This window comes from Pararhizobium qamdonense (genome assembly GCF_029277445.1).
GTDB classification, from domain to species: domain Bacteria; phylum Pseudomonadota; class Alphaproteobacteria; order Rhizobiales; family Rhizobiaceae; genus Pararhizobium; species Pararhizobium qamdonense.
Map to the genome: position 1 here is coordinate 2,593,345 of NZ_CP119566.1, position 18,223 is coordinate 2,611,567.

Consider the following 18,223-nt stretch of genomic DNA (forward strand, 5'->3'; position numbering starts at 1 on the left):
ATTCCTGCTTATTTTACCAATACCGGGCCGGAGCCGCGGGGCGGTTCGTTCTCGTTCATGATGCCAAGGCGGCGGGCGACTTCCTGGTAAGCCTCGACAAGGCCTCCCATATCGCGGCGGAACCGGTCCTTGTCCATCTTTTCCTTGGTTTCGACATCCCACAGACGGCAGCTGTCCGGCGAAATTTCGTCGGCCAGGATGATGCGCATCATGTCGCCTTCGAACAGGCGGCCGCATTCGATCTTGAAATCGACCAGCTGAATGCCGACGCCGAGGAAGAGGCCGGTGAGGAAGTCGTTGATGCGGATGGCGAGCGCCATGATGTCGTCGAGTTCCTGCGGGCTTGCCCAGCCGAACGCGGTGATGTGCTCTTCAGAGACCATCGGATCGTCAAGCGCATCGGCCTTGTAATAGAACTCGATGATCGAGCGGGGCAGGACGACGCCTTCCTCGATGCCAAGGCGCTTTGCCAGCGAACCGGCCGCCACGTTGCGCACGACGATCTCAAGCGGAATGATTTCCACTTCCTTGATCAGCTGCTCGCGCATGTTGAGGCGGCGGATGAAATGCGTGGGGATGCCGATCCGGTTCAGATGGGTAAAGATATATTCCGAAATCCGGTTGTTGAGCACGCCCTTGCCGTCGATGATCTCGTGCTTCTTGGCGTTGAAGGCCGTGGCATCATCTTTGAAGAACTGGATCAGAGTGCCCGGCTCAGGACCTTCGTAAAGGATCTTGGCCTTGCCCTCGTAGATACGGCGGCGACGGTTCATGAATGATGTCTCTATCTTTAAAGGCGCTCTTGGGCTGCGCACTCGGTATTTTCTAAGGCGGTCCATAACTGAAATGAAACCATTTCACAATCGGCGACTGATCCGATCCCCTGAATTAGCTCGCCCGGCTGCCATCCAGGGTAACACGAAAGTCATCGTGCCGGAAAACTTCGCATTGCACTTTCGGCGGCCTTTTGGTTTATGGGCGAAAAGCTCAACGCAAAACGGTTTTTTGGGAGACTAGAGATGACCAACATGCAGGATCGCGAAAAGGCGTTCGAATCGAAATTTGCTCTCGATGAAGAGTTGAAGTTCAAGGCTGAAGCGCGCCGCAACAAGCTTCTCGGTCTTTGGGCTGCCGAGCTTCTGGGAAAGAGCGACGCGGCTGCCTACGCAAAGGAAGTCGTTGCCGCCGATTTCGAAGAGGTTGGCCATGAGGATGTCGTGCGCAAGATCCGCACTGATTTCGATGCCGCCGGCATCACCCTTACCGACGACGAGATTCGCCTGAAGATGCTCGAGCTTCTTTCCGAAGCCGTCACGCAGATCCAGAATAACTGATACCGGCATAGCCGCCACGTTTGAACCGTCCGGCTGTCCGGGCGGTTTTTTTATGCCTTCAGGTCTGACAGTACCGTGCGGCGTGCCGGCTCAACAGTCGCTTCCGGCGGCCGCCAGCTGCCGGAGTGGATGAAGGCCTCAAGGTCGGCTCTGGCCATTGGTCTGGCAAAGGCATAGCCCTGCAACGTATCGCAGCCGAGATCACGCAGAATATGGGCGTGATCGATCGTTTCCACGCCTTCGGCGACAACCTCGATATTGAGCGAATGGCCGATATCGATGATCGAACCGACCAGCTTTCGCTGCTCGGCCGCCTCGATGATCGGTTTGACGAGAGCGCGATCGATCTTAAGCCGGCTTGGATTGAGCTTCATCAGGCCGACGATCGACGCATGGCCCGTGCCGAAATCGTCGATCTCGATATCGATGCCGAGGGCACCGATGTCTTTCAGGATTTGCGATGAATCCGCGTCGAGATCGTCAAGAAAGATCGATTCCAGCAGTTCGAACGACAGTCTTCCGCGCGGTATGTTCAGCTGGCGCAGACTTTCGATCAGGCCGGGCTCGCGCAGCCTTGGCGAGGAGACGTTGACGGAAATGCGCGGCACGCCGAGATCCTGCGTCTCCCAGCGGCTGAAATCGTGCAATGCCTGCTCGGCGATGCAGCGGTCTATTGGCGTCAGCGCGTTGATATCCTCGGCGATCTTCAGGAAATAATCCGGCGCCAACAGTCCGTGCTTGGGGTGTCTCCAGCGCGCCAGCGTCTCGACGCCGGTAATATCGAGCGTGCGGGCGTCAAACTGCGGCTGATAGAAGGGGACGAATTCACCGTCTTCCAGCCCTTTGATGATTTCATCGGCGGTCCGCTTGGCATGGTGGATCTGGGTCTGCAGTTGCTGGGTGAAGAATTCGTAGCGGTTGCGGCCAAGACCCTTGGCCCGGTAGAGGGCGATGTCGGCGTTCATCAGCGATTGTTTGGCGTCCGCCGTGCCATCGGCGGTCCAGGCAATACCGACGCTGGCCCCGAAACGGCACAGATGCGCTTCATAGGGCACCGGCTGGCGCAGGGCCTCGATGATCCGGTCGGTGAGCGAGATGACGTCGGCCTGCGACTGGCGTGCATCGCACAGTACCAGGAATTCATCGCCACCGATTCGCGCCACGAAATCGTGCTCTTTTATGATCGCCGAAAGCACCTTGGCCGTATGGACGAGCATGGCATCACCCGCCTGATGGCCGAGCGTGTCGTTGATCTGCTTGAACCGGTCGAGATCGATATGCAGGATGGCGCAATAATCGACCTTGTCGGCGATCCATTCATCGAGGCGCTGGTCGAGGAACCGGCGGTTTGGCAGGCCGGTCAGATGATCGTGCAGCGCGTTATATTCGATCCGCGAGCGTGCAGCCTCCAGTTCGATATTGCGTGTCTCGGCCAGTTGCCGGGCTCTTTCCAGATCCTCGCGCAAGGTGACGTCTTCGGTTACGTCCCAATTGGCGCCGATCAGCTTATGTGCGCCTTCGCTATCGGTGAAGGTTACCGACGTCGAGCGGATATGGCGAATTTCACCGTCCGGACGGATGATGCGAAAGGCGTTCATGAAGGGAATATTCGACGCGATCCCGGCTGCGACCCTTGCCAGCGCCGCGTCCCGGTCTTGCGGATGCAGCCGTTCCTCGAAGGCTGGAACGCCGGGGTCGTGCTGATCCAGGCCATAGATGGACAGCAATTGCGGATCGCGGATGATGCTGCCCGTATCGAGATTGGCTTCAAAGACGCCGACCTTCGAAACGTCGAGAGCAAGTCTCAGCCGGCGCGATATTTCCTCAAGTTGAGCCTCGGCCTTCTTGCGCTCGGATATATCGGTATCCGTGCCGATGATACGGCTCGGCTTGCCCTCCGGTGTCCACTCGATCGATGCGCCGCGGCTTTCGATCCAGATCCAGTGACCGTCGGCATGGCGTTCGCGATATTGGAAAGTATTGAACTCGACGTCGCCCTCATCCTGGCGGCGGATACATTCCAGCACATGCGCCCTGTCTGCCGGATGCACGCTTTCGATCCACACGTCCAGCGAGCCATCGACAGGTGCGTCCGCTGCCATGCCGCGAAGGCGTTTCCAGGGGATGGAGTAGAACAGGTCGTTGGTGCGGAAATCATGATCCCAGACGCCTTGATGGGCGCTTTCCAGCGCATATTTCCAGCGGGTCTCGCTCTTTTGCAGGCTGGCGGCAGCCTGTTTGAGATCGTCGATCGATTGTGTCTGCAGGATGATCCACGGCGAAACCCCCGGCATCTTCGACAGCGCCGCCATCACCCATCCCGCCGAGCCGTCCGGCTGGACAAGGCGAAGTTCACATTGGCGTGGAAGGGCTGCGTCTACCGCCAGTTCTGCGATGATGGTGCCGAGCGGACCTGCGTCACCATCATGAACGAAGCGCAGGATAGGCTGGCCGAGGATCGCAGCGGGGGGCAAACCGATCGCATTCGCGAAGGCCGCATTGACGTGGCGGATGCTGCCATGCGGTTCCAGGAGGCAATAGCCGAGCGGCGCGCAATCAAGAACGGCAGCAGCGTCCGGCATGGCGCCGGTCGCTGCCGGCTTTGGCTGCGGATTTCTGCTGTCACTGGCGTTTGTCACGTGCCGGTCATTCCCGAATGATTTCCGGCATCATGACCGACGACCATGAAAGTCCCATTAATGGCGGGACCCGCGACCACGTCCTCTGTGCTGCTGCGCGATCAGGGCTGAAGCCGGTTGAGGAACTGGGCAAAGACCATCGTGCCTTCCGGCCAGGGACCATGCCCGGATTCGGCGTTGATATGGCCGGATTCGCCGGCATCCACGAGGAGCGATCCCCAGGCGTTGGCCACGTCTCCGGCATGCTCATAAGTGCCGAACGGATCATTGCGGCTGGCCACGACCAGGCTTGGAAACGGCAGCGGTTCGCGCGGATAGGGGCCGAACGTCATCAGGTGCTTGGGACGGATCTTCGGATTGGTCACTTCCGGCGGCGCCACCAGAAAGGCGCCGGCGATCTTCTTTTCGACATGGGGCAGGGCATGCAAAGCGGTTGCGACGCCCAGCGAGTGGGCAACGATGACCACGGGCTTGGTCGCGGCATTGACGTCGTCGATCAGACGCTTGACCCAGTCCTCGCGGACCGGCTTTGCCCATTCGGCCTGTTCGACGCGCCGCGCCGAGGCAAGTTTGCTCTGCCACCGGCTCTGCCAATGGTCCGGTCCGGAATTGGTGTAACCGGGTACGATCAGGATATCTGCTTCGGATGCTTTCATGATAACGCCGATTTGAGGTCGAGGAGAGTGGAAGTCAAGTGTCAGATCGGCAGATCTGGTATATGCTCGTTGCACGGCGCGGTTGGTCACGACGCTCCGTGGCGGAAAATGACGCCAATACCGGGAGCATCGCATTTCGGTCTATCTCACCGGACTGCCTTTCCTATCTGCACTGCTGATTGTTCTCGAATGACGTGACGCCGCGTATTTCAGGAGGAGAATTGGTCATGACAGCCTTTCACGTAATGGCAGGATCCGGCGCCGGGCTCGCGCATCCGGATATTCGCAGGATCAGTGTTGCCGACGTCTTCGACGCGCTGCGCTTGGGTTGGCAGGATTTCAATGCAAAGCCGTCCCACTATGTTTTTCTGTGCCTGATCTATCCGATCGCCGGCGTCGTGCTCGCCACCTGGAGTTCAGGCGTGAACATGCTGCCGCTGCTCTATCCGCTGGCGTCAGGTTTTGCTCTCTTGGGCCCGGTTGCCGCGATCGGTCTTTATGAGATCAGCAGACGGCGCGAACTCGGCATGGACACGTCATGGCGGCATGCCTTTGACGTCCGGCGGTCGCCGGCATTGGCGTCGATCCTGGGGCTTGCCTTCATGCTTCTGGTTCTGTTCGTCGTCTGGCTGCTGGTGGCGCAATCGCTCTACGCCCAGCTGTTCGGCGAGATCCCGGCGGCATCGCTTCCGGCGCTCTATCAGCAGGTCACCGGCACCGATCAGGGCTGGACCCTGATTCTCGTCGGCAATGCGGTGGGTTTCGTCTTTGCCGTGATTGTGCTTTCGACCGTGGTCGTGTCGTTTCCATTGCTGTTGGAGCGGGATGTCGGCGCTATCGCTGCCATCGAGACGTCAGTGCGGGCAACGCTTGCCAATCCGGTTCCCGTGGCCGTCTGGGGTTTGATCGTGGCGGCCGGCCTTGTCATCGGCTCGATCCCGGTTTTTGTCGGGCTTGCCGTCGTGATGCCGATCCTTGGGCATGCGACATGGCATCTCTACCGCAAGATGGTTGCGGCGCCGCAGGCAAAGTAGCGCAATAATCTCAGCCGTGCAGCCGGGACGGTAGCACGGCTGGGATTTGCTCATTCAGCGGAAATATTTGTAATAGGACGAGATTTGCGCTGATGTGTTGGAGGACGCATCAAGGCGGATACCGATCCTGTCGCCGCGGTACCATTGCACGATGCCGGTCAGATGACCGAACTCGTCACTCTGGATCGAGACCTCCTGGCCCGTGGTGGCGTTAATGTCGAAATAAAGCTGGAAGCAAATGCCGGCGGGCGACAGGTCCTTGACAATGCCCCGGCTTGATCCGCCCTTGCAGGTCACTTCGCCGGTGAATTTCGTCGTCGTGCGTACGGCCTTGCGTTCGATTGTCTGCTGATACGGCATGATCCACCCAAAATCTGCGTCTCAATGTCCGCGCCAGTCTCCCATACAAGACTGACGAAAGGCTTGAAAAATTCGCTTGCAATCGAACGAACTGGGTCGAAATCGCACAGAAATGGGCTGCGGAGAGCGGTGATGCCCTCCGCAGGCATCGATCAGCCGAAGACGCGGCGGAAGATCGTATCGACATGCTTGGTGTGGTAGCCAAGGTCGAACTTTTCGCGGATTTCCGCTTCCGGCAGGGCCGCGCGCACTTCCGCGTCGCCCAGCAGTTCTTCGAGGAAGTCTGCGCCCTTTTCCCAGACCTTCATGGCGTTGCGCTGCACAAGGCGGTAGCTGTCCTCGCGCGACACGCCAGCCTGGGTGAGGGCCAGAAGGACGCGCTGGCTCATGACCAGGCCGCGGAACTTGTTCATGTTTTTCAGCATGTTTTCCGGATAGATCACCAGCTTTTCGACGACGCCGGCCAGACGGTTGAGGGCGAAGTCGAGGGTGATCGTGGTATCCGGGCCGATGGCGCGTTCGACGCTGGAATGGCTGATATCGCGCTCATGCCAGAGCGCCACATTTTCCATGGCCGGAACCACCGACATGCGCACGAGGCGGGCAAGGCCGGTCAGGTTTTCGGTCAGTACCGGATTGCGCTTGTGCGGCATGGCCGACGAGCCCTTCTGGCCGGGCGAGAAGAATTCTTCCGCTTCCAGAACCTCGGTGCGCTGCATGTGGCGGATTTCGGTGGCGACGTTTTCGATCGAGGAAGCGATGACACCGAGCGTCGCAAAGAACATCGCATGCCGGTCGCGCGGGATGACCTGGGTGGAGATCGGTTCTGCGGTCAGCCCAAGCTTTTCGCAGACATATTCCTCCACATGCGGATCGATATTGGCAAAAGTGCCGACAGCACCGGAAATGGCGCCGGTGGCGATTTCGGCGCGGGCAGCAACCAGCCGGGCGCGGTTGCGGTCCATCTCGGCGTAGAACCGCGCAAAGGTCAGGCCCATCGTGGTCGGCTCGGCATGGATGCCATGGCTGCGGCCGATGCGGACCGTGTCTTTGTGCTCGAAGGCACGGGTCTTCAGCGCTGTCAGTACGCGATCGAGATCGGCCAGCAGCAGATCGGCGGCGCGCACCAGCTGGATGTTGAACGTCGTGTCGAGCACGTCGGACGAGGTCATGCCCTGGTGGACGAAACGGCTGTCGGGGCCGATGAATTCGGCCAGATGCGTTAGGAAGGCGATGACGTCATGCTTGGTGACGGCTTCGATCTCGTCGATGCGCGCGACGTCGAACGTGGCGGCGCCGCCCTTTTCCCAGATCGTTCTGGCAGCGTCCTTCGGGATGACGCCGAGATCGGCCAGCGCGTCGCAGGCATAGGCTTCGATTTCGAACCAGATGCGAAATTTGGTTTCCGGCGACCAGATGGCCACCATTTCCGGCCGGGAGTAACGGGGGATCATGGGTTTCAGCTTTCGTGACGATGGGAGTTGGCTGTGCCTCTAGCAAAGATAGACGGCAATCTCAACGCTGCTGTTTCGGCATCCGGCAGGTGAGCCACAGGCTGGTCAGCGCAAGTGCCGCAAATCCGAGCGGCAGATAGAGCCGGATGCCCATGACGATGAACTGGTAAATGGCGCTGGCCGAGGTGAAGGTGAATTGATAGGCCCAGGTGCCGGTGCCGAACGGCGCGTGCCAGCGGGTATAGAAACTCCGGTAGTCGAGCGCAAACAAAATGGCGGTGACGGCGATGGTGCAGAGCGTCAGGCAGAGGAAGAATGCCGCAAAGCGGGTCTCCCGGCCCCTGCCGATCGCTGCGAAACGGCCAAGCAGCAGCGCGAACGGCCAGGAAACGGCGCCACCGCAGAAGAACAGGATGAGAATGCTCTTCAGATGGAACGTCTCGGCGCCATTGCGCAGGTACAGGGCCGCCAGTGCAGACACCGCCATCATCAGGCCCCATAAAGGCGCACCGAGCACGAGCTCCCACAGGCCCGGCAGGGCCAGGCGCAGGCGCTGCGCCGCTTTGTGTGTCAGGCTGCGTGGAGCAGTGGCAATGGCCTGTCCGGATGCGCTCATGGCTTCATCGATGCGGGAACGGCGATCCAGCGGCCGTCGCTTCCCTCAAAACCGACGCTCAAGACCTGAACAAGGACAATGTGGACGGGGTCGCCCTCGATGGGGTTAAACGTCACGACACCGCCGATACGGTAACCCGTCGGGCATTTTCGGCTGTCGGGAACGGCTGTGTCGGTGTGGACAACGCGTTCCGATGACTTTCCGTCCTCGGTTTCGAAGGCAAGACGAAAGCCGGCCGATTGCGGCGTGACATTCTTGCAGAGGGCAGAGGGGGACAACGGTATTTCGTCAAGCGTCAGTGTGAAGTCCCCACCCACCGGCGGATCGACGGCATATTGCCGGTATGTCAGGCGATGGGGATCGCTTGTGGTTTCCGTGATCGGATTGAAGGCCGCGAGCAGGCCGGGATTGGCGGCGAGATCGAATTTCCGGGCGAGGGGTGCTGCTTTTGCAGCAGTTTGCGCACGGACCTCGGCAAGGCTGGTGTTTTCCTTGTCGATGCGCAGGCGGATCGGCGTTCCCGGCAGGAACGTGTCCTTGCGGGTATCGAGCACGAAGATGTTCGAATAGGGAAAACCGGAGCCGTCCTGGACGCCATATTCCTCGAATGCGAAGACGCTACCATCTGCCGAGAAGCCGATCGGCTGAAACGAGGCGAAATCGCCGGCACGTGCAGCCGTTGTGGTGAGCGCCAGTGACAGCAATGCGGCAGCGATCCCGCCCGTTAATGTCACCCGCGGCCTCCCTCGGCATTGCCGCGCAGAGTGTCGATGGTTTTCCGGTAGGCGTCAACATGGCCGCCGCTGAAGATGGCCGAGCCTGCGACGAAAACGTTTGCGCCGGCCGATGCGGGCAGCGCGATCGTATCGAGCGCGATACCGCCGTCCACCTGGATGTCGATCGGCCGGTCGCCGATCATCGCCTTGACGCGGCGGATCTTCTCTTCCATGGCGGGAATGAATTTCTGGCCGCCGAAACCGGGATTGACGGTCATCACCAGAACGAGGTCGATCTTGTCGAGCAGGTAGTCGAGAACGCTCTCCGGCGTTGCCGGATTGATCGAGACGCCGGCCTTCTTGCCGAGCGCCTTGATGGCCTGGACCGAACGATCGAGATGCGGGCCTGCCTCGGCATGCACGGTGATGCTGTCGCAGCCGGCCTTGGCAAAGGCCTCCAGATAGGGGTCGGCCGGGGCGATCATCAGGTGGCAGTCGAAATAGGCTTGCGTGTGCGGCCTCAGCGCCTTGATCACATCGGGACCGAAGGAAATATTCGGGACGAAATGGCCGTCCATGATGTCGAGATGGATCCAGTCGGCACCGGCGGCAACGACGTCGCGCACTTCCTGACCGAGTTTGGCATAGTCGGCGGCGAGAATGGAGGGGGCGATGCGGATAGGCAGGGGCATGATCGGGGGCTCCAACTGTTTTGCGGGCAATAGCATCGCTTTTGACCGCAAACAACCGATGTTACGGCTTCACACGCATTCCACCGGCTAAGGCTGCTGGCTCCAGGCCACAAGCATGTCATTTTCGGCAGGCACCGCATCATGAACGCCGCGCGCTATGGCGCGGGCCATGGTGGACGCTGCAGCCGCGCTCAGATCGATGAAATTCTGCAGGTCGATGGTTTTACCGCTCGTTCCGGTCGCCAGCGCAAACACGAGGTCACCGTCGAGCGGTGTATGGGAGGGCCACAACGCGCGCGAAAATCCGTCATGGGCTGCGATGGCCAGCCGTTTCGCCTCGGCTTTTGTCAACACCGCATCGGTGGCGATGACGGCGATCGTGGTGTTTTTCGTTTCGCTCTGCTGACTGCGGAACTTGATGCGCAGATCACCGGCATCTTTTGGAAAAGGATGGAGCATGCCAAGACCGCCGAACTCTGCATTCTCTTCAAAAGGTGCCGACCAGAAATGTCTGGTATCACCGATGGTGGCCGATCCCAGCGCATTGACCGCCACCAGCGCGCCGATGGTGATGCCGTTGCCGAGCACCGTCGAGGCCGTGCCAAGGCCGCCCTTGAAGGTGGCGGTCAAAGCCCCGGTGCCGGCACCTGACGTGCCCGTCGCAAATTCCAGCGCTGCCGCCTGCACGGCCGCATATCCAAGTTCGCGATAGGGCGGATAGAGGCCCCAGTCCTTGTCGCCGCCATTGATGAGGTCGAACAGGATGGCGGCGGGGACGATGGGGATATGCAGATTGCCGACGGGAAAGCCGCGTCCCATCTGCCGTAGGGCGGCCTGCGCGCCCGACGCTGCATCGAGCCCGAAGGCCGAACCGCCGGATAAAACGATGGCATCGACCGTCTGGACCGTATTGTGCGGTTCCAAGAGATCGGTTTCCCGCGTACCGGGGGCGCCGCCCAGCACCTGCACGGCGGCAATCGCAGGCTGGTCGCAGACAACCACCGAGACGCCGGACTTTAACCGATTGTCCTGCGCATTGCCGACTTTCAGGCCGCCGACATCGGTGATCGTATTGCGCGGCCCGGTCCGCATCACGGGCTTCCCGGAACCGTTGGTGCGGCGATGAACCGGTTGTTTTGCCATTGCAGCAGGCGGTAGGGGTTGTCTGCCAGCTCGTGGCTGGCGTTGAAGCGGATGGGGCCGAGGACGGTCGGGTAGGGGCCTTTGGCAAGCGCATCCAGCAGCGGGCCGCCATCCTTGCCGGCCTGATCCTTGGCCTGTTCCAACAGCGTGACAGCTGCAAAGGCCGGAAGCACATAGCCTTCGGGGAGCAGTTTTGCCGCCGTCATGGCATCGACCGCGCCCTTGGCGCCGGGCAGCGTGGCGTAGTCGGGCAGGGACACGGCCAGCACCCCGTTTGCCAGCGGAACCGGAACGTTGGCCGCATCGAGCGTCTCGCCGCCCATCAGCGTCAGGGCAAGTTTTTCGGAGGCCGCATCGCGCGCGATGATCGCGGTATCGGCCCGGTCGCCGCTGGTGAACACGTGCGTCACGCCGCTCTTTGCCAGGCGGCGTACAAGGCTGACCTGCTGTTCCTGGGCGGGGCGGTAGGTGTCGGAGAATGTCGGGGTGAGGCCGATGTCAGCCAAAGCGCTGCGCACCGTTTCCACCAGTTCGCGTCCGTGGATCGTGCCGTCCTCGATCAGTCCCAGCGGTTCGTTCTTCCAGCGCGACAGAATGATCTCCGTCACCTTGGCAGCTTCGGCCTTGGCGCTCGGCACCAGCCGGAAGAACGGCCATTTCTTTTTCAGCGCGTCTTCCATCAGGATATCGGAACGGACGCTAAGCGTCAGGGCGGGAATACCGGCCTCGGCAAGCGCCGGGAGCGCGGCTTCCAGGCTTTCGGTACACAGAAAACCGATCGCCGCTTCGGCGCCGCTGGCGATCAGCGCCTTTTTCAGGGCTTCCGCATCATTGGCTTCGCAGGTTTCGGGAATTGCGATGATTTCTGAGCCGCGATCCTCGGCCTGGAAGCGGGCGCCGTCGAGCATCTGCTGGCCAAGCAACGCAAAAGGCCCCTCGGCCGGCGCAACGACAGCGATCTTCAGCCCGGCGGCCAACGCGGGGACGGCCTGCACCGATCCGGCAATCACGAGGCTGGCAAAAATCCAACGAAACATGCGCTTATCCAGTTGAGAACGCCCATGTTTTAAAGATGTGGCAGCACGGGTCAAAGGAAAAGATCGGAACATGCGCGGCGGGAGCGGCAATTGCCGCAAATGACGAAGAAAAGCCAGACCATGGGTTTCATATTCCGTTGCAATCTCTATGTGTTAAAAACGTACCTCGATCTGGAGACTGCCGTGTTGGACAAGACCCAACTGGATCCGCTGACCTACCGTGATGCCATGAGCCGGCTGGCCGGTCACGTGCATATCGTGACGGCGGCGCATGCGGGTGTGCGGCGCGGCGTGACGATCACGGCTGCCTGCTCGGTCTCGGACGATCCGGCGACGCTGCTCGTCTGCCTCAACGGCGCCAACCCGCGCAACGACATCTTTACAGAGAGCGGCAGTTTTGCCCTCAATCTTTTGGGCGCCGACCAGATGGATCTTGCCCATGTGTTTTCCGGCAAGAACCCCGTCGATCCCTCGGAGCGCTTTTCCCACGGAACCTGGAATGCTTTGAAAACCGGCGCGCCAATCCTGGAAGAGGCGGTTGCGGCCTTCGATTGCCGGTTGATCGATATCAAGACGGTTGCCACGCATATCGTTCTGTTCGGCGAGGTTGTCGCTGTCACCCTCGGCCAGCAGAAGCCGGCGCTGGTTTATCTCGACCGGGACTACCGCACCTTATAGATTGTGCTGCATCGGTCCTGCCGCCGTTTCGCAACAGGAGATAGGCAATGCCAGATACCGATCCGCTGACGTTTGCCGCAGAGTGGCATGCCGACGGACGTGATGTCGCGATCGCAACGGTGATCGAGACTTGGAGTTCCGCGCCGCGACCGGCGGGAAGCCATTTGGTGATCGATGCGCAGGGTAACTTTCAAGGTTCTGTGTCCGGCGGCTGTATCGAGGAGGCTCTGGTTGCTGAGGCGTCTGATGTGATCGCTTCCGGCAAAGCGCGGATTGCAGAATTCGCTGTTACCGACGATACCGCCCAAAATGCCGGCCTGTTCTGTGGCGGGCGTATTCGCGTCCTTATCGAAAAACTGAGATAGCGCCGATGTTGCCAGCGCATTTGCACGAGATCAATGCGGCGCGCGATGCACGGCGGGCAATGGTTGTGGTGTCCGACCTCGACACCGGGGAAACCCGGTTGTTGCGCGCGGAGGAGTTGTCCGATCCCGTCTCTGCGTCGGCAGTCGAATCGGCGTTGCGCACGGGAAAAGCAGGTCTTGCTGGGATTGGCGGCCGGTCCGTCTTCATCAATGTCCACCAGCCGCCGCCGCGTATTGTTGCCATAGGCGCAGGTCATATCGCGCAGGCTTTGGCCGGGATGGCCGCGATTGCGGGTTTCGACATGGTGATCATCGATCCGCGCGGCTCCATGATCTCACCCGCAACATTCGGCACGGCTGCACTTTTTGCAGAACAGCCCGAAGACGTGTTCCAGCGGCGGCCTCTTGATGCTTTCACGGCGCTGGCTGCGGTCGCGCATGATCCGTCGATCGATGACCTGCCTTTGACGAAGGCGCTTGCGGCGCAATGTTTCTATGTCGGCGCGCTCGGCGGCAAGAAGAGCCATGCCAAGCGGATCGAGCGGCTGGCCGGGCTTGGCGTAGACGATGCCGCGATTGCGCGCATTCATGGCCCGATCGGCCTTGATATCCGCGCGGCCAATCCCGCTGAAATCGCCGTTTCCATTCTCGCCGATATCATCCTTTCGCTCCGGACGCGCAATGTCTCGGCGACGGCTATCTGACATTTGGTTTTGACACGCCCGAATGCGGCGTCGCGGTGGCATCCCATTGAAAGGGTGAGGGACATGGACAATGTGGCAATCGAAGAGATGTTTTCGGCGCTCGGCCCGGTGACGGTCAAACGCATGTTTGGCGGCAAGGGGATCTATTTCGAGGGCCGGATCCTGGCGCTGGAAGTCGGCGGCGATATCCTGTTGAAGGCAGATGCCGAGAGTACCGGGGCGTTCGAAGATGCCGGCAGTTCGCAATGGACCTACGACGGCAAGGGCAAGCTTGTGAAGATGCCCTACTGGTCCGTTCCGGAAGAGGCCTTCGATGATCCCGACGACATGGCGCGCTGGGTGCGGCTTGCCTATGAGGCAGCGTTGCGGGCTAAGAAATAGCCTGTTCCCGCAATGCCTTCACCGCATCCTGCGCGAAAACGGAAAGCGGCTGCGGCAGGGCGTCGAGCGCATACCAGCCGATATCGGAGAGTTTGTCGGGTTCCATCAGCTGTGGCGCGCCGGAGAAATCATCGGTCATGTAGATCAGCGAAATCCAGTGCTGCCGGTCGGCCTCGATCCGCTGCTCGCTGAGGCAGAGAAAACGGGCGGAATGGATCGTCAGACCGCTCTCTTCTTCGGCCTCGCGGCGCGCGGCGTCAGCAACCGCTTCCATATGATCGACCTTGCCGCCGACGATGCTCCAATGGCCGGCTTCTGGTGCTTTCAAACGCCTGCAAAGCAAAAGCTTGCCGTCATTTAAGACGGCAAGCCCTGATCCCACGCCGGGAAAATCGATGCCTGGAACTGCCATGCAAACGGTAAGGCTCAGGCTTTGCCGGCAATCAGCATGAATGCCGGGATATCGTCGCCGAAGCCGACCGGTGTCGGGCCGTCATCATGGTCGCGGCGGTAGCGGTTGCGGCGATCACGATTGTCGTCATTGGCAGGATACGGCTGGGGAGCAGGACGGTTGCTGTTACGGCCGGCATTCTGCGGTTTCGTTTCTGCCTTGCGTTCTGATCTCACAGGTTCTGCCTTTGTTACTACCGGTTCGAGAGGGGCTGCTATGACTGCCGGACTATCGTCTGATTTGATGTCCGATTTGTGACTGGCGATGGGCCGGGGCGCGTGTTCGCGATCCCGGTCGTTGCGCCGGCCACCGCGCTTGCCGTCACGGCCGCCGCGCTCGGGCTTGCTGCTCTCATGGCTTTCCATCGGAGCGGGCAGGGCAGAGAGATCGCCGTTCAGCCATTCGATCTTCTTGTCGATCAGCTTTTCGATGGCATCGACGAATTTCGTGTCGCGCTTGGATACCAGCGTGAACGCAGCACCCGAACGGCCGGCACGGCCGGTGCGTCCGATGCGGTGGACATAGTCTTCTGCATGGATCGGCACGTCAAAATTGAAGACATGGCTGACATCCGGAATGTCGAGGCCGCGCGCGGCGACGTCGGATGCGACCAGCAATGTAATCGCGTTGTCCTTGAAGCCCGCCAGCATTTTCGTGCGCGAGCTCTGATCCATGTCGCCATGCAGCGCGCCGACCGAGAAACCGTGACGCGACAGCGAGCGGTAGAGTTCGGCAACATCGAGCTTGCGATTGCAGAAGATGATAGCGTTCTTCAGTTCTTCCTGCTTCTGGATCAGATCGCGCAGAACCGCGCGTTTTTCATAATCCTTGCCGTGGGACGCGACCAGACGCTGCGTCACCGTGGTGGCCGTCGAAGACCGCGTGGACACTTCGACACGTTCCGGGTTCTGCAGGAACCGGTCGGCCAGCTTCTGGATTTCCGGCGGCATCGTGGCCGAGAAGAACAGGGTCTGGCGCGTGAACGGGATCAGCTTGGCGATTCGCTCGATATCGGGAATGAAGCCCATGTCGAGCATGCGGTCGGCCTCGTCGATGACGAGGATTTCGACGCCGGTCATCAAGAGCTTGCCGCGTTCGCAATGGTCAAGCAGGCGGCCTGGCGTGCAGATCAGCACGTCGGCGCCACGTTCGAGCTTGCGGTCCTGCTCATCGAAGGACACGCCGCCGATCAGAAGGGCGACATTGAGCTTGTGGTTCTTGCCGTATTTCTCAAAGTTTTCAGCAACCTGGGCCGCCAGTTCGCGCGTCGGCTCAAGAATGAGCGTGCGCGGCATACGGGCGCGGGCACGGCCCTTTTCCAGAAGCGTCAGCATCGGCAGCACGAAGGATGCCGTCTTACCCGTGCCCGTCTGGGCGATGCCCAGAATATCACGCCGCTGCAGGGCTGGCGGAATGGCGCCTGCCTGGATCGGTGTGGGGATGGTGTAGCCCGCGTCTGTGACTGCGGTAAGAACTTTTTGGCTCAGGCCAAGGTCTGAAAAAGTGGTCAAAGGGAAATCTGTTTCCGTTCCGGTTCGGTCGAACTCTGGTCAATCGGCGCATGCGTAAACTGCCGTCGCTGGGGCTCTTAGTCCCATAGCCAAGCAAAGTCAAGAAAACCGGTGGTTTGATCGGGAAAAGAACCAAGAATGGACTGCCAACAACAACATAGCTGAAAAACGCCTGCTGTTACGTCAAGAGCGGCGCCAAGGCCGTCAAGCTCAGTTGATGTAGTGGCTAAGCTTGATGCCAGCAGTCAGGAACCGCATAGGATCGACCGCTTCGCCATTCAAACGGACTTCATAATGCAGGTGCGGGCCCGTGGAGCGGCCGGTGCTGCCGGATCGGGCAATGGGTTCGCCGGTTCTGATCTTGTCGCCGGCATTCACCAGGATCGTCGAGAGATGCGCGTAGCGGGTGGTGATCCCATTGCCATGGTCGATTTCGACCATGTTGCCGTAACCGCCATTCTTGCCGGCGGTGATCACCGTGCCGGGTGCGGTCGCAAGGATCCGCGTTCCCGTCGGCGCCCGGAAATCGATGCCGGCATGCAGCGCCAGCCGTCCCAGAAACGGGTCGAGCCGGTTGCCGAAGGTGGATGTGATGTCGCTGGCCGGCGATGGATTGTTGAACGGCAGCTTTTTCGCCTGGCTGCGGACGCTCTCCAGGCGGCCAAGCGCTGTATCGAGCCCGATCAGCGAGTTATCGAAGGCCTCGGTCGTTTCTGGCTCCACGAACGGCCCGCCGATGGCGTCGTCGTCTGCGGTCACGGCTGGTGTGACGGCCACCTCGTCTGCATCAAGCTTGACGCCGGTGCGGGCAAGGATGGTCATGATGGCATCGGTGGCTTCCGAGGCGCCGGCCGTCAGGTTGTCGATACGGGTTTTCTGCTGCTGTTCAATATCCTTCAGCGACAACGTCACTTTCGAAAACAGCCGGTCGGCGCGGTCCGACATCGCTTCCTGGCCGTTTGACGTGGCTTGGGGCGCATAGGCCAGCGCCATCTTCTGCTGCGGCGTGTTGCCGCCCATGCCCATCAACCGCTCGATCGCCTTCAGGCCACCGCCGGCATCGGCGCGCTTCTGGCTTTCGACCGGCGCTGCCTCTGGCTGAATATCCTTTTCGGCAATGCCTGATTCTTCTGCGCGGTCGAGCAATGTGCCAAGACGGCCGTGGCGGGAGGAGAGCGCCATCTGCTGCTGCAGCAGTTTTTCGACCTTGTCTTCCAACACCTGCTGATCGAGGAGCTGACGGCTGGTGACGCGATCGACCTGCGCGCGCAAGGCGGCGATCCGGTCTTCATATTCATGCTGCATGCGCGCCTGGCGGGCCATCGTGCCGCCGATCAGGTCGTCGCGCAGTACGAGATAGGAGGTGGCGGCGAGGTAGCCGATCGAAAATACGGAGACGAAACAGACGGAAACTGCGGCCATCCAGGGGCGGATGGTCATGTGGCGAACCTTGTCGCCGCTGGCCAGAATGATGATGTGCTTTTGTGCGCGCTTGCCGAAAACCTGGCTTTCCGTAGACACCAACTCACCCCCAATGCGTGCTTACCTGCCCGTCATGATGGGATTGATTAGACACTGTTAAGGTTAATAAAGCCTTGATCTCAAGCGTTTCGGACGATTTGTCAGGTGTTTACCGAGGCCGTCATCGAGCGGTAGAACGACGGGGTCAGGCCGGCTTCGGCGCGGGCGATATCGTTGAACGGGGCCTTGAGCGGACCGCGAAAATTGGCCCGGACCAGGGCCTGAAATGCGGCGGCCGGGTCCTTCTTCTGGCGCGCGCAGAGAAACCGGAACCATTTGGCACCAACCGCCACATGGCCCTTTTCGTCCTCGTAGATCACGTCGAGCACCGCAGCACTTTCCAGATCGCCGGCTTCGCGCATCTTTGCCTGCAGCGCAGGCGTCACGTCGAGGCCGCGCGCCTCAAGGATCAGCGGTACCACCGCCAGCCGCGCCGTCAGGTCGTTGCGCGTGTCATGCGCTGCCTGCCACAGTCCGTCATGGGCCGGCAGGTCGCCATAATCGGCACCCAGCTCACGCAGGCGATCGCGCACCATGCGGAAATGCTTGGCCTCCTCGAAGGCCACCTTCATCCAACCGTCGAAGAACGAGTTCGGCACCGGCTCCGTTGCGAACCGGGCGACGATATCGAGCGCCAGATCGACGGCATTCAGTTCGATATGGGCGATGGCATGTAAAAGGGCGATCCGGCCTTTGTCGGTCGTGAGCGCCCGCTTCGGCATCTGCCGCGGCGGTATCAATTCGGGCTTTTGCGGCCTTCCGGGACGTTCAGGCACGGCCATATCGAGCGGCGAGCGCAGCGACAGGGTGCGCTCGTTCCAGCGGCGGGCTGTCTCCTGGGTCAGCAGCGTCTTGATATCGAGATCATCAGCGCGGATGGCGCGGACCGCGCCATCGCGAAGGCTGCGGATTTCCGGCAGGTCCGTCATTG

20 protein-coding genes are annotated in these 18,223 nt (G+C 60.7%); 6 read left to right on the forward strand and 14 right to left on the reverse strand.

The window, feature by feature from the left end:
- Positions 1-8: 8 nt before the first annotated feature.
- Positions 9-773 (reverse strand): phosphoribosylaminoimidazolesuccinocarboxamide synthase, encoded by a 765-nt coding sequence (purC, locus tag PYR65_RS12465; RefSeq protein WP_060640884.1) that lies wholly within the window; start codon positions 771-773, stop codon positions 9-11.
- A gap of 246 nt (positions 774-1,019) precedes the next feature.
- Here purC and PYR65_RS12470 point away from each other — a divergent pair, with 246 nt between their 5' ends.
- The gene (locus PYR65_RS12470) at positions 1,020-1,334 is read left to right on the forward strand and encodes a DUF1476 domain-containing protein (protein ID WP_060641012.1); all 315 of its coding nucleotides are present in this window, start codon (positions 1,020-1,022) and stop codon (positions 1,332-1,334) included.
- Positions 1,335-1,384: 50 nt separating this feature from the next.
- Here PYR65_RS12470 and PYR65_RS12475 read toward each other — a convergent pair whose 3' ends face one another.
- Together PYR65_RS12475 and PYR65_RS12480 are read right to left on the reverse strand one after the other, a co-directional pair.
- Positions 1,385-3,973 carry a sensor domain-containing protein gene (locus PYR65_RS12475; protein WP_276118205.1) on the reverse strand — a complete coding sequence of 863 codons (2,589 nt, stop codon included), beginning with the start codon at positions 3,971-3,973 and terminating at the stop codon, positions 1,385-1,387.
- Positions 3,974-4,074: 101 nt separating this feature from the next.
- The gene (locus PYR65_RS12480) at positions 4,075-4,629 is read right to left on the reverse strand and encodes an RBBP9/YdeN family alpha/beta hydrolase (protein WP_276118206.1); all 555 of its coding nucleotides are present in this window, start codon (positions 4,627-4,629) and stop codon (positions 4,075-4,077) included.
- A 227-nt stretch (positions 4,630-4,856) separates the two neighbouring features.
- On the opposite strand from PYR65_RS12480, the gene PYR65_RS12485 reads away from it, so the two are divergent.
- Positions 4,857-5,663, forward strand: coding sequence for a DUF2189 domain-containing protein (locus PYR65_RS12485; RefSeq protein ID WP_276118207.1), 807 nt, complete (start codon positions 4,857-4,859; stop codon positions 5,661-5,663).
- Positions 5,664-5,717: 54 nt separating this feature from the next.
- Here PYR65_RS12485 and PYR65_RS12490 read toward each other — a convergent pair whose 3' ends face one another.
- From PYR65_RS12490 to PYR65_RS12520, 7 genes are all read right to left on the reverse strand, one after another.
- On the reverse strand, positions 5,718-6,023 hold the full coding sequence (locus tag PYR65_RS12490; protein ID WP_276118208.1) for a PilZ domain-containing protein: 306 nt from the start codon (positions 6,021-6,023) through the stop codon (positions 5,718-5,720).
- Between the two features lie 152 nt (positions 6,024-6,175).
- The gene (purB, locus tag PYR65_RS12495) at positions 6,176-7,477 is read right to left on the reverse strand and encodes an adenylosuccinate lyase (protein WP_276118209.1); all 1,302 of its coding nucleotides are present in this window, start codon (positions 7,475-7,477) and stop codon (positions 6,176-6,178) included.
- A gap of 61 nt (positions 7,478-7,538) precedes the next feature.
- On the reverse strand, positions 7,539-8,093 hold the full coding sequence (locus PYR65_RS12500) for a hypothetical protein (RefSeq protein WP_276118210.1): 555 nt from the start codon (positions 8,091-8,093) through the stop codon (positions 7,539-7,541).
- On the reverse strand, positions 8,090-8,827 hold the full coding sequence (locus tag PYR65_RS12505; protein WP_276118211.1) for a DUF2259 domain-containing protein: 738 nt from the start codon (positions 8,825-8,827) through the stop codon (positions 8,090-8,092). Before PYR65_RS12505 ends, PYR65_RS12500 begins: the two co-directional genes overlap by 4 nt.
- Complete coding sequence (gene rpe / locus PYR65_RS12510; RefSeq protein WP_060640891.1) at positions 8,824-9,501, reverse strand: ribulose-phosphate 3-epimerase; 678 nt, start codon at positions 9,499-9,501, stop codon at positions 8,824-8,826. The genes PYR65_RS12505 and rpe overlap by 4 nt, the downstream gene beginning before the upstream one ends.
- An 87-nt stretch (positions 9,502-9,588) precedes the next feature.
- Positions 9,589-10,596, reverse strand: coding sequence for a P1 family peptidase (locus tag PYR65_RS12515; protein ID WP_276118212.1), 1,008 nt, complete (start codon positions 10,594-10,596; stop codon positions 9,589-9,591).
- The gene (locus tag PYR65_RS12520; RefSeq protein ID WP_276118213.1) at positions 10,593-11,681 is read right to left on the reverse strand and encodes a branched-chain amino acid ABC transporter substrate-binding protein; all 1,089 of its coding nucleotides are present in this window, start codon (positions 11,679-11,681) and stop codon (positions 10,593-10,595) included. The genes PYR65_RS12515 and PYR65_RS12520 overlap by 4 nt, the downstream gene beginning before the upstream one ends.
- 120 nt (positions 11,682-11,801) lie before the next feature.
- Between PYR65_RS12520 and PYR65_RS12525 the strand changes: the two genes are divergently transcribed.
- The 4 genes from PYR65_RS12525 (at position 11,802) to PYR65_RS12540 (ending at position 13,809) form a co-directional block, all read left to right on the forward strand.
- Positions 11,802-12,359, forward strand: coding sequence for a flavin reductase (locus tag PYR65_RS12525; protein WP_407951233.1), 558 nt, complete (start codon positions 11,802-11,804; stop codon positions 12,357-12,359).
- Between the two features lie 47 nt (positions 12,360-12,406).
- On the forward strand, positions 12,407-12,724 hold the full coding sequence (locus tag PYR65_RS12530) for an XdhC family protein (protein ID WP_276118214.1): 318 nt from the start codon (positions 12,407-12,409) through the stop codon (positions 12,722-12,724).
- 5 nt (positions 12,725-12,729) lie between these two features.
- Complete coding sequence (locus PYR65_RS12535; protein ID WP_276118215.1) at positions 12,730-13,428, forward strand: XdhC family protein; 699 nt, start codon at positions 12,730-12,732, stop codon at positions 13,426-13,428.
- Between the two features lie 63 nt (positions 13,429-13,491).
- On the forward strand, positions 13,492-13,809 hold the full coding sequence (locus PYR65_RS12540; protein ID WP_276118216.1) for a TfoX/Sxy family protein: 318 nt from the start codon (positions 13,492-13,494) through the stop codon (positions 13,807-13,809).
- On the opposite strand, the gene PYR65_RS12545 is transcribed toward PYR65_RS12540, so the two are convergent.
- From PYR65_RS12545 to PYR65_RS12560, 4 genes are all read right to left on the reverse strand, one after another.
- Entirely contained in the window at positions 13,799-14,221 is a 423-nt protein-coding gene (locus tag PYR65_RS12545) for an NUDIX hydrolase (protein ID WP_276118217.1), read from the reverse strand. The genes PYR65_RS12540 and PYR65_RS12545 overlap by 11 nt on opposite strands.
- Before the next feature lie 14 nt (positions 14,222-14,235).
- Positions 14,236-15,771, reverse strand: a complete 1,536-nt coding sequence (locus PYR65_RS12550) for a DEAD/DEAH box helicase (RefSeq protein WP_276118218.1) — start codon at positions 15,769-15,771, stop codon at positions 14,236-14,238.
- A 210-nt stretch (positions 15,772-15,981) separates the two neighbouring features.
- Complete coding sequence (locus tag PYR65_RS12555; protein WP_276118219.1) at positions 15,982-17,295, reverse strand: M23 family metallopeptidase; 1,314 nt, start codon at positions 17,293-17,295, stop codon at positions 15,982-15,984.
- A gap of 98 nt (positions 17,296-17,393) precedes the next feature.
- Positions 17,394-18,221 (reverse strand): ferritin-like domain-containing protein, encoded by an 828-nt coding sequence (locus tag PYR65_RS12560; RefSeq protein ID WP_276118220.1) that lies wholly within the window; start codon positions 18,219-18,221, stop codon positions 17,394-17,396.
- Between the last annotated feature and the right edge of the window lie 2 nt (positions 18,222-18,223).

Coding starts and splice junctions, on each gene's coding strand:
- PYR65_RS12545 (WP_276118217.1), bottom strand. CDS start 14,221: ATGGCAGTTCCAGGCATCGATTTTCCCGGCGTGGGATCAGGGCTTGCC.
- PYR65_RS12525 (WP_407951233.1), top strand. CDS start 11,802: ATGGGTTTCATATTCCGTTGCAATCTCTATGTGTTAAAAACGTACCTC.
- PYR65_RS12530 (WP_276118214.1), top strand. CDS start 12,407: ATGCCAGATACCGATCCGCTGACGTTTGCCGCAGAGTGGCATGCCGAC.
- PYR65_RS12480 (WP_276118206.1), bottom strand. CDS start 4,629: ATGAAAGCATCCGAAGCAGATATCCTGATCGTACCCGGTTACACCAAT.
- PYR65_RS12500 (WP_276118210.1), bottom strand. CDS start 8,093: ATGAGCGCATCCGGACAGGCCATTGCCACTGCTCCACGCAGCCTGACA.
- PYR65_RS12535 (WP_276118215.1), top strand. CDS start 12,730: ATGTTGCCAGCGCATTTGCACGAGATCAATGCGGCGCGCGATGCACGG.
- PYR65_RS12560 (WP_276118220.1), bottom strand. CDS start 18,221: ATGACGGACCTGCCGGAAATCCGCAGCCTTCGCGATGGCGCGGTCCGC.
- PYR65_RS12540 (WP_276118216.1), top strand. CDS start 13,492: ATGGACAATGTGGCAATCGAAGAGATGTTTTCGGCGCTCGGCCCGGTG.
- purB (WP_276118209.1), bottom strand. CDS start 7,477: ATGATCCCCCGTTACTCCCGGCCGGAAATGGTGGCCATCTGGTCGCCG.
- PYR65_RS12470 (WP_060641012.1), top strand. CDS start 1,020: ATGACCAACATGCAGGATCGCGAAAAGGCGTTCGAATCGAAATTTGCT.
- rpe (WP_060640891.1), bottom strand. CDS start 9,501: ATGCCCCTGCCTATCCGCATCGCCCCCTCCATTCTCGCCGCCGACTAT.
- PYR65_RS12490 (WP_276118208.1), bottom strand. CDS start 6,023: ATGCCGTATCAGCAGACAATCGAACGCAAGGCCGTACGCACGACGACG.
- PYR65_RS12520 (WP_276118213.1), bottom strand. CDS start 11,681: ATGTTTCGTTGGATTTTTGCCAGCCTCGTGATTGCCGGATCGGTGCAG.
- purC (WP_060640884.1), bottom strand. CDS start 773: ATGAACCGTCGCCGCCGTATCTACGAGGGCAAGGCCAAGATCCTTTAC.
- PYR65_RS12485 (WP_276118207.1), top strand. CDS start 4,857: ATGACAGCCTTTCACGTAATGGCAGGATCCGGCGCCGGGCTCGCGCAT.